At 43.5% G+C, this 12,962-nt stretch carries 16 protein-coding genes; 10 read left to right on the top strand and 6 right to left on the bottom strand.

The features are described 5' to 3' along the window. Window positions 1–12: 12 nt before the first annotated feature. Together WCV65_RS10940 and WCV65_RS10945 are read left to right on the top strand one after the other, a co-directional pair. Window positions 13–495 (top strand): DUF1641 domain-containing protein, encoded by a 483-nt coding sequence (locus WCV65_RS10940; RefSeq protein WP_338776404.1) that lies wholly within the window; start codon window positions 13–15, stop codon window positions 493–495. Between the two features lie 330 nt (window positions 496–825). Beyond that, the gene (locus WCV65_RS10945) at window positions 826–1,866 is read left to right on the top strand and encodes a P-loop NTPase (RefSeq protein WP_338776406.1); all 1,041 of its coding nucleotides are present in this window, start codon (window positions 826–828) and stop codon (window positions 1,864–1,866) included. An 80-nt stretch (window positions 1,867–1,946) separates the two neighbouring features. Here the strand turns inward: WCV65_RS10945 and WCV65_RS10950 are convergent, their stop codons facing one another. The 4 genes from WCV65_RS10950 to WCV65_RS10965 form a co-directional block, all read right to left on the bottom strand. After that, complete coding sequence (locus WCV65_RS10950; protein WP_051860811.1) at window positions 1,947–2,747, bottom strand: hypothetical protein; 801 nt, start codon at window positions 2,745–2,747, stop codon at window positions 1,947–1,949. A 12-nt stretch (window positions 2,748–2,759) separates the two neighbouring features. After that, window positions 2,760–5,174, bottom strand: coding sequence for a heavy metal translocating P-type ATPase (locus tag WCV65_RS10955; protein WP_338776412.1), 2,415 nt, complete (start codon window positions 5,172–5,174; stop codon window positions 2,760–2,762). An 84-nt stretch (window positions 5,175–5,258) separates the two neighbouring features. Continuing rightward, window positions 5,259–5,468 carry a copper chaperone CopZ gene (gene copZ / locus WCV65_RS10960; protein WP_156505979.1) on the bottom strand — a complete coding sequence of 70 codons (210 nt, stop codon included), beginning with the start codon at window positions 5,466–5,468 and terminating at the stop codon, window positions 5,259–5,261. Window positions 5,469–5,477: 9 nt separating this feature from the next. Then, a complete protein-coding gene (locus tag WCV65_RS10965; RefSeq protein ID WP_338776413.1) occupies window positions 5,478–5,819 on the bottom strand; it encodes a metal-sensitive transcriptional regulator in 342 nt (113 codons plus the stop codon). A gap of 176 nt (window positions 5,820–5,995) precedes the next feature. Here WCV65_RS10965 and WCV65_RS10970 point away from each other — a divergent pair, with 176 nt between their 5' ends. From WCV65_RS10970 to moaC, 5 genes are all read left to right on the top strand, one after another. Continuing rightward, entirely contained in the window at window positions 5,996–7,135 is a 1,140-nt protein-coding gene (locus WCV65_RS10970) for an FAD-binding oxidoreductase (RefSeq protein ID WP_338776414.1), read from the top strand. Further along, window positions 7,128–7,436: a hypothetical protein gene (locus WCV65_RS10975; RefSeq protein WP_338776416.1), complete on the top strand. Its 309-nt coding sequence runs from the start codon at window positions 7,128–7,130 to the stop codon at window positions 7,434–7,436. Before WCV65_RS10970 ends, WCV65_RS10975 begins: the two co-directional genes overlap by 8 nt. A gap of 94 nt (window positions 7,437–7,530) precedes the next feature. Next, on the top strand, window positions 7,531–8,025 hold the full coding sequence (locus tag WCV65_RS10980) for a MogA/MoaB family molybdenum cofactor biosynthesis protein (RefSeq protein ID WP_338782262.1): 495 nt from the start codon (window positions 7,531–7,533) through the stop codon (window positions 8,023–8,025). Continuing rightward, complete coding sequence (locus tag WCV65_RS10985) at window positions 8,022–8,600, top strand: molybdenum cofactor guanylyltransferase (protein WP_338776418.1); 579 nt, start codon at window positions 8,022–8,024, stop codon at window positions 8,598–8,600. Before WCV65_RS10980 ends, WCV65_RS10985 begins: the two co-directional genes overlap by 4 nt. Window positions 8,601–8,612: 12 nt before the next feature. Next, complete coding sequence (gene moaC, locus WCV65_RS10990; RefSeq protein WP_338776421.1) at window positions 8,613–9,095, top strand: cyclic pyranopterin monophosphate synthase MoaC; 483 nt, start codon at window positions 8,613–8,615, stop codon at window positions 9,093–9,095. 176 nt (window positions 9,096–9,271) lie between these two features. Here the strand turns inward: moaC and WCV65_RS10995 are convergent, their stop codons facing one another. Beyond that, window positions 9,272–9,769, bottom strand: coding sequence for an ATP-binding protein (locus WCV65_RS10995; RefSeq protein ID WP_338776423.1), 498 nt, complete (start codon window positions 9,767–9,769; stop codon window positions 9,272–9,274). A 232-nt stretch (window positions 9,770–10,001) separates the two neighbouring features. Then, window positions 10,002–10,742, bottom strand: coding sequence for a TIGR02206 family membrane protein (locus WCV65_RS11000; RefSeq protein ID WP_338776425.1), 741 nt, complete (start codon window positions 10,740–10,742; stop codon window positions 10,002–10,004). Window positions 10,743–10,912: 170 nt separating this feature from the next. Here WCV65_RS11000 and WCV65_RS11005 point away from each other — a divergent pair, with 170 nt between their 5' ends. From WCV65_RS11005 to WCV65_RS11015, 3 genes are read left to right on the top strand one after another with little or no spacing between them, the layout of a single operon-like run. Further along, a complete protein-coding gene (locus WCV65_RS11005; RefSeq protein ID WP_338776428.1) occupies window positions 10,913–11,494 on the top strand; it encodes an Ada metal-binding domain-containing protein in 582 nt (193 codons plus the stop codon). Continuing rightward, window positions 11,491–12,048, top strand: a complete 558-nt coding sequence (locus WCV65_RS11010) for a methylated-DNA--[protein]-cysteine S-methyltransferase (RefSeq protein ID WP_338776430.1) — start codon at window positions 11,491–11,493, stop codon at window positions 12,046–12,048. Before WCV65_RS11005 ends, WCV65_RS11010 begins: the two co-directional genes overlap by 4 nt. Next, the gene (locus WCV65_RS11015) at window positions 12,008–12,955 is read left to right on the top strand and encodes a DNA-3-methyladenine glycosylase (protein ID WP_051860808.1); all 948 of its coding nucleotides are present in this window, start codon (window positions 12,008–12,010) and stop codon (window positions 12,953–12,955) included. The genes WCV65_RS11010 and WCV65_RS11015 overlap by 41 nt, the downstream gene beginning before the upstream one ends. Window positions 12,956–12,962: the final 7 nt, after the last annotated feature.

Genomic DNA, 12,962 nt, shown 5'->3' on the forward strand with positions numbered 1-12,962 from the left:
GAGGGAATACCATTGGCAGCTCCTATTACAGAAATCAGAAAACCTCAATTAAGCGAGGAAGAAGTTAAACAGCAAAAGCTTAATGATTTAAAAACACTGCTCGCTGAAAATGAAACAGCTTTGACAAAAATGCTGGAAATAGCAAGTGAGCTGAACAGCATCGGCGTTCTTGACGCAGCGGACCATATGCTTCTAGCCAAAGACGAAATTGCAAAAATAGCTCTTGGACAGGTTTCACGCAAACCAGTTACCAACCTTCTCAATACCTTGCTCGGTGCAACTGGAGCATTGATGAAAGCAGATCCCGAACAAACTTCCAAGCTATTAAACAGTGCTGTTGCCGGTATGGATGCAGGAAGCAAATACTTAGAATCTGAAAAAAAGGTAACCGTCATGGATTTATTAAAAACACTGAGCGATCCTGATATTAATAGAGCAATCGGCTTCGGCCTCCATTTCCTCCGTGGAATGGGAAAAGATCTGAAAGAGAAATAACTTACTGACTGAAAAGACGCCTTGAGCTTCTTTTCAGTCTTTTTCAATGGCGGCGTGAGAGTCCAGATTTTGTCTGACAAGTGATGGATTTCTCAGATTGTTTGACAATTTTGTCTGACAAGTGACGGACTGCCCCGTTTGTCTGACGATTTTGTCTGACAAATGATGGACTACCCGCGAGGAAGCAGCGGGACAGATGAGAGTCTTCAGGCGTGTAGCGCAGCGAATCCTCTCCTTTGCCCTGCTCATGCATGCGAAAACCTGCCATTATTATTCTTGTTTACAGCAGTCTCCAGTATAGAATCTGACTCAGTAAGGACTGATCAAAAAATGACAAATGAACAAATTCTGAATGCTTTAAAGCATGTAAACGATCCTGAATTGAATAAAAGCTTAGTAGAGTTAAACATGATAAGGAATGTGCGGCTGGAGGGAAACCATATCCAGCTGCAAGTCGTTTTAACGATTTCAGGCTGTCCATTAAAGGCGAAAATTCAGGAAGACATCGAAAATGCCCTTTACAAAATTGGCGCATCCAAGGTTACGATCGAATTCGGATCTATGACTCCCGAGGAAAGAGCGGCATTAACACAATCTTTGAAAAACGAAACGACAGCTGATAACGGCATGCCAGCCATGCTCCGCCCGGATTCAGGGGTTACCTTCCTTACCATTACGAGCGGGAAAGGCGGAGTCGGCAAATCTACCGTTACGATCAACCTTGCAGCTGCACTGGCTAAAATGGGGAAAAAAGTCGGCATTCTTGATGCAGACATTTACGGATTCAGCATTCCCGCTATGCTGCAAGTACAGGATAAACCTACAATGATTGATCAGACCGCAATCCCGGTAGAAAGCTATGGTATTAAAATCATGTCCATGGCCTTCTTTGCGAATGGAAACAACCCTGTGATGTGGCGCGGTCCCATGCTGAATAAATGGATTAAAAATTTCCTGGTAAACACCCATTGGGGGGAACTTGACTACTTGCTCCTTGATCTTCCGCCCGGAACCGGTGATGTGGCCATCGATGTAGCGGCGATGATCCCGCAGGCCAAGGAAGTTATCGTTACCACTCCTCATGTGGTCGCTTCTTTAGTAGCATCAAGAGCTGGAATCATGGCTCAGCATACGAAGCATGAAATCGCCGGAGTTGTAGAAAACATGGCATACCTGGAAGAATCAGATGGCACGAAAAGATATTTGTTTGGGAAAGATGGCGGAGAAATGCTTGCCAGACAGCTGCAAACGGAAGTCATCGCAAGAATACCTTTTGGACAGCCTGATGACAGACTGACTGAAGGACTTTATCAAGAAGAATCTCTTCCCGGAGAAATGTTTAGAAGCCTTGCTGAACATTTCATACTTTAACAAAAGAACTAACTGTGTTCATACTGAGAATAAACAAAAAGAAAAAGCAAGAAGTTTTCCAGCTTCTTGCTTTTTCTCTATCAGTCTTCCACCTTAACTGTATAAGGGAAAACATGAACCTTCCCTTCAAACTTGAATTCTGCCCAAATCTTATATATCCCCGGTTTCTCAAATTGCGTTTCAAACTTTGTCTCTTTTTCAGAAGCCGGGTGAACATGTACGTACTTTTCCCCTTTTTCATCCAGAATGACGACATGTCCTGCAGCGCCAAGATATGGTTCCGGCTCCCCTTTGTTAAATGAAAATGCAAGCGTAACCGGTTCCTGGCTTTTCAGTTCATGGGGATTCATCTCAGCCGTATAGTCCCCTGCAGTCTTTTTATATGAGTTTTCCGGCTGCAGCGATGGGATTTTCACTCCATTTAAAGTACCGATATGGAATCCTAGCGGCTTCACCTCATACTCCGCATTTTCAGGGCTGATATCCACAAATGCCTTGTAGTTTCCGTCAGAAAGCTTTTGTTCTGCCTCAAATGTGCCATCTGCCGTTTTGACGGGATGAATATGGTGATATTTCTTCAAATCATCACTTACTACAATGAGGTGCATGATTTTTTCGTGATTGACCTTTAGTTTGTCAAATGGTTTCCCTTCATTGTCTTTTAACCTGATTACAATGCGATTATCCTGAAACGTAACTGCCGCTTGAATTTCTTTTGAGTGGACGTTAAGGTTATCGTGACTTGAATGAGGATTGGCCTCTTGATGAGAGTGATTTCTCCCTTCAGGTTTACCCGAAGCAGCTTGCACCATAAGATACACACCGGTTACTGCTCCCGCAATCAAAACGGCTGCCACAACCCATTTTGTTATGATCGACATAATCTGCCTCCATTATTTTAGCTTTACTCGCTGGAGTCGAAGTGCATTAAGAACGACTGAAACTGAGCTAAATGCCATTGCTGCACCTGCAAGCCATGGAGCAAGGAAGCCTGCTGCAGCGATAGGAATTCCAATTACGTTATAGCCAAATGCCCAGAACAGGTTTTGTTTAATATTGCGGATCGTTTTTCGGCTCATGAATAAGGCATCAGCAATCCTGTTCAAATCCCCTCGTATGAGGGTGATATCGGCTGCCTCCATCGCCACATCTGTTCCGGTGCCGATTGCCATGCCGATATCAGCTGAAGCAAGGGCAGGTGCATCGTTTATTCCGTCTCCCACCATGGCCACCCGTTTGCCTTCTTTCTGAAGTCTTTTCACAGCCGCAGCTTTTTCTTCCGGCAATACCTCTGCAATCACTTCATCGATTCCTGCCTGAGCGGCAATAGTCTTGGCAGTTCTCTCGTTATCTCCGGTAACCATGATTACCCTTACATTCATGTCCTTCAATCTCTTCACTGCTTCTGCTGAATTTGCTTTGATCGTATCTGCAACTGAAATCAGCCCTGCATACGTACCGTTAATGCCAATCAGCATGGCGGTCTTGCCCTCCCCTTCTAATTTCTTCATTAAAGGGATTGCCTGAGAGATTTCTATACCATTTTCTTCCATAAATTTTCTTGTTCCAGCCAAAACGATATCTCCGTTCACAGCTGAACGGATTCCATACCCTGGAATCGTTTCAAATTCCTGAACCTCTGCTAAAGGAATTCCCCGTTCTTTGATTCCATCTGTAATGGCTTTTGCCAGCGGGTGCTCTGACTGATTCTCTGCTGAAGCAAGAATGGATAAAACTTGATTTTCATTTTCCGAAATGATGTTTACATCGGTCAAAACAGGAGTACCGTTCGTTACTGTTCCCGTCTTATCTAATAAAACGGTATCAATCCTGTGCGCAGCTTCTAAATGTTCTCCGCCCTTAAACAAAATCCCGTATTCTGCCGCGCGCCCTGAACCGGCCATAATGGAGGTTGGAGTCGCAAGACCAAGAGCACATGGACAGGCGATTACAAGGACCGCAATCAGCTTTTCCAGGGCAGAAGCAAATTCACCAGGGTTAATCCAGACGATCCAAACTAAAAATGTGAGAAAAGCCAATCCTAATACTACCGGAACAAATACACCGGAAATTTGATCTGCAAGCCTTTGGATAGGTGCTTTTGAACTTTGAGCTTCCTCCACCACTTTAATAATTTGCGCGAGAGCCGTCTCTTTTCCTACTTTGGCAGCGCGGAACTTAATGAATCCGTTCTTGTTTATCGTCGAACCGAATACTGAATCCCCGGCTGCTTTATCTGAGGGGATGCTTTCCCCTGTGAGCATGGACTCATCTATTGCCGTTCGGCCTTCGATAATCTCACCGTCAACCGGAATTTTTTCTCCCGGTTTAACGAAAACAAGATCCCCTTTTACAACTTCTTCAAGCGGAACCGTCATCTCCTGCCCATCCCGGTAAACGGAAGCTGTTTTGGCCTGCAGCCCCATCAGTTTTTTGATTGATTCGGATGACCGGCCTTTTGCTTGCGTTTCAAGCATTTTCCCAAGCAGGATGAGGGTAATGAGAATGGCGCTTGTTTCAAAATAAAGCCCTTGTATATGTTCCTGTAAACTGATTGATTTAAACGTTATGAACAGGCTGTATAAATAAGCTGTGGAAGTACCCAAGGCCACCAGAACGTCCATATTGGCGCCTTTATTTCTTAATGCATGGTAAGCGCCTTTATAAAATTGCCCACCGGCAATAAATTGAACGGGTGTAGCGAACGCAAGCTGAACCCAAGGGTTCATCAGCATATCGGGCAAATAAATAAAGGATGTAAAAGAAAAATGGCTGACCATTGCCCAAAGCAGCGGAATGGACAGAATCATAGAAAACAAGAATTTCCCCTGCTGGTTTTGAATTTCTTTTAATCGCCGGTCCCCTGCCTCCTTATCTTCCTTCTTCACTGCGGCCCCATATCCCAGTTTTTCAATCCTGTTAATAATTTCCTTTGGTCCAGTATCAGCAGGATTATATTCGACCGAAGCACTTTCCGTGGCCAGATTCACGGATGCTTTATAAACTCCATGCGTTTTATTCAGTCCTTTCTCAATCCTGGCTGCGCAGGCGGAACAGGTCATTCCTGTAATGGAAAAGGCATCTTTTATCCCTTCTGGTTCATATCCAAGATCTTTAATTTTTGCATGTATTTCAGAGAGGCTGACTGTTTTTGCATCGTATTGAATAGAAGATCGTTCAAGCGCAAGATTTACATTCGCTTCCTCTATTCCATCCAGTTTTTTAAGGCCTTTCTCAATACGGGCTGCACAGGCAGCGCATGTCATTCCGCTGATTCCAATATTTGTTTCTTTCAATTGCCTGCTCAAGATTTCCCGCCTCCTATACCTTATAGGGGTATATTTTTTCTGAAAAGAGACGCGCTACTTAGACAATAGCACGTACTCCCTGTCTTATTCTGCTGCCTCATATCCTTGATCATCAATCGTTTCGATGATTTCTTCCAGACTTACCTTTTCAGGTGTATAAGTTACTTCAGCTTTTCCTTCATTTAAATAGACTTTTACAGAGGACACCCCGCCAAGCTTTCCTACGCTATCTTCAACTGCTTTTACACAATGTCCGCAGCTCATTCCTTTAACTGTTAGAGTGGTTATCACAATAATCTCCCCTTATCCTTTTTTCATTAGCTTTCCAATCGTTAAGAGCACTTCATCCAGAACCTCTTCGTCTCCAGCCTGGATCCGTTCTGCTACGCACGTTTTCATGTGGACTTCGAGCAATAGCTTTCCTACACTATTTAAAGCAGCCTGAGTGGCGGCGATTTGGGTAATGACATCATCACAGTACGTATCTTCTTCAATCAGTCTTTTAATTCCCCGTACCTGCCCCTCAACTCGGTTAAGACGGGACGTTAAATTCTTTTTCATTAATTCCGAATGATGGCTTTTCCGGCCGGAGCTTGCACAATGCTCAGCTTCCTTTTCGCCTGCGTGAATTTGTTCTTCTTCCATCGTTCCACCCCCTGCTATCTGCCCTTAATATACCATACCCTTATGGGGTATGCAATTGTGCTGTTTAGAACTCGGTTTTTTGAAAGAAGTTTTAGGAGAGCGGAATAGCTAATGGTATAATAGCAAGTACGAAAAATGAACCTACTATTACACGATTTCATAAAAGGGTGCAGAAGATGAAAAGATTTATCATAATAGGGGCTGGCATTTTAGGTGCTTCCACCGCATATCACTTAGTTAAAAAAGGAGCAGAGGTTGTCATTATTGACCGGCTCGATGAAGGTCAGGCAACAGGAGCCGCTGCAGGTATAGTCTGTCCCTGGCTTTCACAGCGCAGAAATCAGGCCTGGTACAAATTGGCCAAAAGCGGCGCCCGCTATTATCCGGAACTGATTGAGGGGCTTGAAGCTGATGGAGAAACAGATACAGGCTATTCAAAAGTCGGTGCCATCAGCATCCATCAAGATGAAGAAAAAATAGCGGCGATGGAAAAACGTGCGCTGAAACGAAAAGAGGATGCCCCTGAAATCGGAGAGCTGACTCGGATGAACCCATCGCAAATCTCAGAGCTCTTCCCTCCTCTTGGCAATGAATACTATGGTCTCCATGTAAGCGGAGCTGCCCGGGTGGACGGGCGCGGAATAAGGGATGCTTTGCTGAGCGCTGCCAAAAAACACGGTGCCAAAGTTATTGCAGGCGATGCTTCCCTTATGCATCAGGATCATGCTGTTACCGGAGCGATTGTAAATGGGCATTCCTATAGATCAGATCAGGTGATTGTATGTGCGGGAGCCTGGGCTTCCTCCCTGTTTAAACCATTAGGCATATCCTTTCAGGTATATTTTCAAAAAGCACAAATTGTCCATTTGGAGCTTCCTGGTGAGCAGACTGATCAATGGCCGGTTGTCATGCCGCCGGGCACGCAATATATTCTTGCTTTTGATGGCGGGCGAATTGTGGCTGGTGCCACTCATGAAAACACCGATGTCTTCGATACCCGTTTAACAGCAGGCGGTATTCATGAAGTTCTCAGTAAAGCAACGGAAACCGCTCCTGGTTTGAGCGATGGCCGCTTTCTTGAAGGGCGGGTTGGTTTTCGGCCCTTTACCGAAGACTTCCTGCCGGTTATAGGAGCCGTGCCTAAATGGAAAGGCCTGCTAGCCGCAAATGGATTAGGTGCTTCCGGTTTGACGATGGGTCCATACCTCGGTTCACAGCTAGCGAATCTGGCACTTAATGAACACCTTGAAATAGACTTGCAGCTCTATTCTTTGAATAAAGCGATGAAGAGTGAAGGAAGTGAAAGCATTGAGTAATAAAGAATTAGAAAAACAAATTATTCAAAACTATCAAAATGAAGAAAAAATGATGATTCTTGTTTTTGCTCAATGGTGCGTTAATCACGATCTCAATCCTGAAGAATTGTATCTAGCCGCCTATCCGCAGCAAGCGGATAATCAGGCGTTAAAAGATGCTTTGGAATTGACTGTTTCTAAGGAAGAAGCAGGAGTCATTGAAGACGATACGCTGCTTGGAGTGCTTTCCTTATTTGGCAATGAAGACCTTGCATTTGTTGTGACAGAAGAAATCGATAAGCGAAAAAAGAAGAACAGATGAAGCAGCATTGGCGGCAAGGGCTTTAGATGTAATTCTTCCCTAAGTCTGCTAAAGTGGATATATAGTGATTTACAGAAGGAGAGTGCAGATTGACGTGCATAGGCATAATCAGTCTATTTCGGTGCAAACGGCCATTTTGACCGTAAGCGATACACGTACAAAAGAAAATGACATAAGCGGAGCAGCCATCCGGGAAATTTTAGAGGCGAATGGACATCCTGTTGAGGAATATACAATTGTTAAGGATGACGTTTTATCAATCCGCGCTGCAATAGCGGGCTGGTGCGAACGTTCTGCCATCCAGGCTATTATCATTACAGGGGGAACAGGATTCAGTCCAAGAGATGTTACATATGAAGCAGTATCTAATTTGTTTCACAAGGAAATGAAAGGATTTGGGGAACTTTTCAGGAATCTGAGCTACGAAGAAATCGGTGCAAAGGCCATGTTCAGCAGAGCTGCCGCGGGAAGCATAAACGGCCGTGCTGTATATGTACTGCCCGGCTCAGAAAACGCAGTAAAACTCGGAATGTCAAAGCTCATTCTTCCATCCATTCAGCACTTCACAGAGGAGTTAAACCGTCCATGAAAATTACTGGCGTAGTTCTCGCGGGCGGCAGGTCTTCAAGATTTGGCAAACCGAAAATGTTCGAGCTGCATAATGGTAAACCTTTCTATGAACATAGTTTGGATGCATTAAAACAAAATCACCTCTCCCCTCTTGTGATTTCGACGAATGAAGAGCTTGTCGGACAGTTTAAGCGTGAGGATGTCCGGCTGATTGTTGAGGAAGAGTCTTCTTCCTATCAAGGGCCCTTGTATGCCATCCATAATGTAATGAGCCGGATCGATGATCCAGATTGGTTTTTCATTCTGTCATGCGATATCCCTTTTGTCACAGCAGAATTTGTGGAAGAAATGATTGGCTTTGCCAATGATTCTGAAGCAGATGCGGTCGTACCGGTTCAGGGCGGACGCATACAGCCATTAATGGCCCTGTATCATAAAAGAACCATTGAAAATCAAGAGAAAATGCTGGCAGCTGATGAACACAAGCTTGAGCATCTTCTGAATGATTTACATGTATTAACGATTCCATTTCCTGAGGATGATCCTGCTTTTATTAACATTAATCATGCCAAGGACTGGAATAAGGATTATTAGGAGGAAAGCTTTATGAGTTCTTTCACGCATTGGAACGAATCAGGAAGACCAAAAATGGTGGATATATCAGATAAGGACAGCTCAAACCGCACGGCAGTTGCTCAAGCTGTCATTACTTTATCCCCTGAACTCTATGAAGCGATACAAGCGGGATCCATTAAAAAAGGCGATCCGCTGCAGGTGGCTCAGATTGCTGGGATTATGGGCGCAAAGAAAACAGCGGAGATTATTCCGATGTGCCACCCTATTCATCTGCAGGGCACGGACTTTGACTTTCAATATTTGAAAATCAAGGAAGGCTACGAGCTGATTATGCAGGCAGAAGTAAAGTGCGACGGTAAAACGGGCGTTGAAATGGAAGCCTTGACCGCGGTATCCATTGCTGCGCTTACTTTTTATGATATGTGCAAAGCGGTTGATAAAAGCATGGTCATTAAGGAAACCTCCCTGCTGAAAAAAACAGGTGGAAAGAGCGGCGATTATATCCGCTCTTAAACGGATCCCATTGGAAATAGCCTGAGTAATTTGGTCGTGAAATAGAAAACCGAATTTACAAAGCTACTATAAAGGTAAATGGCATAGTTTACGTCAATAAAATCAGACAGAAAAACGCAGAGGCTGCTTGATCCTCTGCGTTTTTTAACATTATTTCTGATCCTATGAACTTCTGGTTATTCTTTTCCGCTAAACTCTAAAATATTTAAACCCTCTGATGCTTCCGGTGCTTCAAAATATTTAGTAACATTGATAAACACTGCTTCCGTGTCAAAAGCTGTTCTTTCGGGTTCTTCATTACGCCTTTTTGCAATTTGATGCAAGCATTGCTCGTTCGTTAGATTAAGGAAAATTAGCTGATGGCTTGCGTTGATTTCTGCCGCAATATCCAAAAACCACTTTCGCAGTTTTTGAGTATTGGCTGGAAAATCCATTACGACATCTGTACCGACACTTAAAATGTTTTGGACATGCTTTTTCACCAATGGCTTGAGCTTCGCTGAATATTTCAGATAATCCTCAAATGAGACGATCTGATTGGGATAAAGAGACGAAAGCCATTCATCCTCTGACAACAGTACCGCATGCTTATCTATCGCCAATTGTTTTGATTTAGTTGATTTTCCTGCGCCCATTTTTCCACAGAAAAAATATAGCGTCCCCGATTGTTTCATATTTTTTAGTCCCCAATCTTTTTATATCGGCTGTTGCTCCGCTTTATGTATTTTTATCATTAGAAATGGTCTCTAATATATCCGGAAATTGAAAAGGGAGAAAAATGACTCATACTATTATTTAAATATTTAACAAGCATTTCAAACTTGATCTACCTTCAATAAATAATGTCGCTACCATCAAATTCTTTATTAGCCATACCTAACCCTTTTTGGATTAGAGGTTCTTCATCTAATCGAATGACCCTGCCTCTGCACGTTTTCCTTCAGCCCCCGTTTTCTCTCTAAAAACCAGCCAAAGCACGAGTCCCATACCTGCGGCTATTCCTTCGAGAGAAAGAATATACCAGGGATAGGGTCCAAGCAGATCGAGCAAACTTCCGCTGGACGGCTTATGGTCAAGGAACATGTAATTTCCTCCCGTATAGCGGTTTACAAAAAGGACGATCGGAAGCAGGATATTTAGAAATACAACCGTTTTTAAAACCGAATAAATGGTAGGCCGATACCCCTTCACCCATGTATAGTAGAGCGGAACGGCGATAATCCACGTATGCGTATAGAAAAAATGAAAAAAACGAAAATGCGGAAAATCGATTGAGAGCACCGGAGTCAGCAAAGCCTGAGACGCTCCCATTAATCCGATAAACAGCAGGATTTCATACACAAGACGGCTCCCTGTAAGCAGCAGCAATACAGTCAGAATAAAACTGATATTGCAAAGCTCGAGCGGAAGTGCATGTCTTACTTCCCAATTGTTATTAACAATCAGCCAAACGTGATAAAGAAGTTCAACCGCAGCTAAGCTGACAGCTAAGCCAATCTCTAAGGGTTTCATCTTTTTTTCTTTAAGCACTGATCTAAAAACATATAAAACAATCAATAAAACGAGAAGCACAGCCAAAGCAGCAATATGACTGCTGCCGAACATAGCAAAAGGAAAATCCTCCTGATTGTTTCCGAATAGATTCATTTTTCCTTCTCCATCAAAGTATGACGTCCCTTTCATATTATCATTATTCTAAAGGATGGGAGACCCCTTTTTTGGAAGTCTATTGCTGTCATATTCTTGCTTACCTATTCATAAATCGTTATCGGCTTCCTTCTATTGGTTTATAATTTTCCTATAAAGGAGTGATGAGTGTGAAAGAACAGGAGCTGTTTGAAGCAATCTATGAAACGATTTTAAGCAGAACTGCGAAATATGATGGCTTATACTATGTCGGAATCACCTCAACCAAAATCTTCTGCCGGCCCTCCTGCCGTTCGAGGACACCTAAAAGAGAAAATGTCAGGGTGTACGGAAGCATCCAGGAAGCAATCGATGCAGGATTCCGGGCGTGCAAACGGTGCAAGCCTGAGGTTTCAGGCTTGCATGGTCCTGATGCAGAACTGGCTGAAAAATTAAAGGAGCTCATTCACCATCAATATAGAGAAGCATTAACATTAAACACCATGGCCCTGCAATTAGCCATAAGTCCGTATCATCTCCTGCGAGTATTTAAACGTGTCACAGGTTTGACCCCATCCAAATATTTGATGAATTACAGAATGAGCGAGGCAAAAAAGCTATTGCTGGCAGATCAAAAAGCCATCGCTGAAGTTGCAGCTGAGACAGGATTTTCAAATCCACCGCATTTTTCATCTGTGTTTAAAAAGATAGCAGGCTGCACCCCTCAGGAATACAGAGAAAAAATGGCGGAAGAAGGGGAACGTTTAAAATGAATGAAATCGTGCCTGTTTACTGGAGTCAATTTTCACATGAAACTTTCAACCCTCTCCCTTTCTATATTGCTGCGACCGATTATGGCGTTTGCAGGCTGACATGGCCGGGAGAATCTTTTGAAACTTTAGAAGACTGGGTTGCTTTAAAAATTCCGGGTTCAAAATTAGAACATAATCCAAAAGAAACAGCTGTCTACATTCAAGAGCTTATGGAATATTTAAACGGAGAGCGAAAAGGATTTCAGTTTCCTATCGATTTATACGGAACCACTTTTCAAAAGGCTATATGGAACGCATTGTTAAACATCCCTTATGGAGCTGTCCGCAGCTATTCCCAGCTTGCAGAAGCTGCCGGAAATAAAAAGGCAGTCCGGGCAGCCGGAACAGCAAATGGCGCTAACCCCGTTCCGATCGCAGTACCCTGCCATCGAGTGATCGGCTCTAACAATACCTTGACCGGGTTCAGGGGCGGACTGCATATGAAAGAACGCCTTCTCCGATTGGAGGATTATCATGATTTCAGCATCAAAGGACATGCCCGTTTTCAATTTTAGCGCCGAGTCTGAATCCATGATCATCCAGGTGCCGAAATATTTCAGCTACAAAGAAACGCTTCATTACTTAACCAGGTCTACCCAGGAATGCCTTCATCAAGTTGTTAGCGGAGAAATCTATAAGGTTCTCGTTATTGACCAGCAGAAAATTCTTGTCAGGATAAAGGAAAGCGGTCATTCTTTTCTTGAGCTCAAAATAGTGGATGGTTCAGATAAAAGCGAGAGCATGCATCGTAAGGCTGCCGAATATACCGCCGACTGGCTCGATCTCACTACAGATCTCGACCCTTTTTATCAGATAGCAAATAACGATCCAATTCTTGGTTCTCTCACTCGGAAATTTGAGGGTCTTCGGATAATCGGGGTTCCTGATTTGTTCGAAGCATTGACCTGGGCTGTAATCGGACAGCAAATCAATCTGGCTTTTGCCTATACACTGAAGAAAAGATTGGTTGAAGCATACGGTGAGAAGCATGTATGGGCTGAACAGGCTTTTTGGACCTTTCCTGCTCCGGAAACCATAGCTTCACTTTCCGCAGAGAACCTGCGGGAGCTTCAATTTACAGGAAAAAAAGCAGAGTATGTGATCGGGATCGCCAAACTGATTGCAGATGGAAAGATAACGAAAGAAAATCTTCTGAGAGATCGGAATGTAAAGGGAATAGAAGAAAAACTTTTGTCCATCCGGGGGATCGGTCCATGGACAGCAAACTATTGTATGATGAGATGTCTCAGGATATCCTCGAGCTTTCCTTTTGGAGATGCGGCTCTTAACAAAGCTTTGCAGAACGCAGGATTTAAAGAGAGAAAACTTTCGAGAGAGGAAATGGAAGAAATCTTTTTACCCTGGTCACCGTGGGAGGCTTATGCTGTTTTTTATTTTTGGAGGAGCTTGTCAAAAGAATAGATGTAAA

This window comes from Metabacillus sp. FJAT-52054 (genome assembly GCF_037201815.1).
Classification (GTDB): Bacteria; Bacillota; Bacilli; order Bacillales; family Bacillaceae; genus Metabacillus_B; species Metabacillus_B sediminis.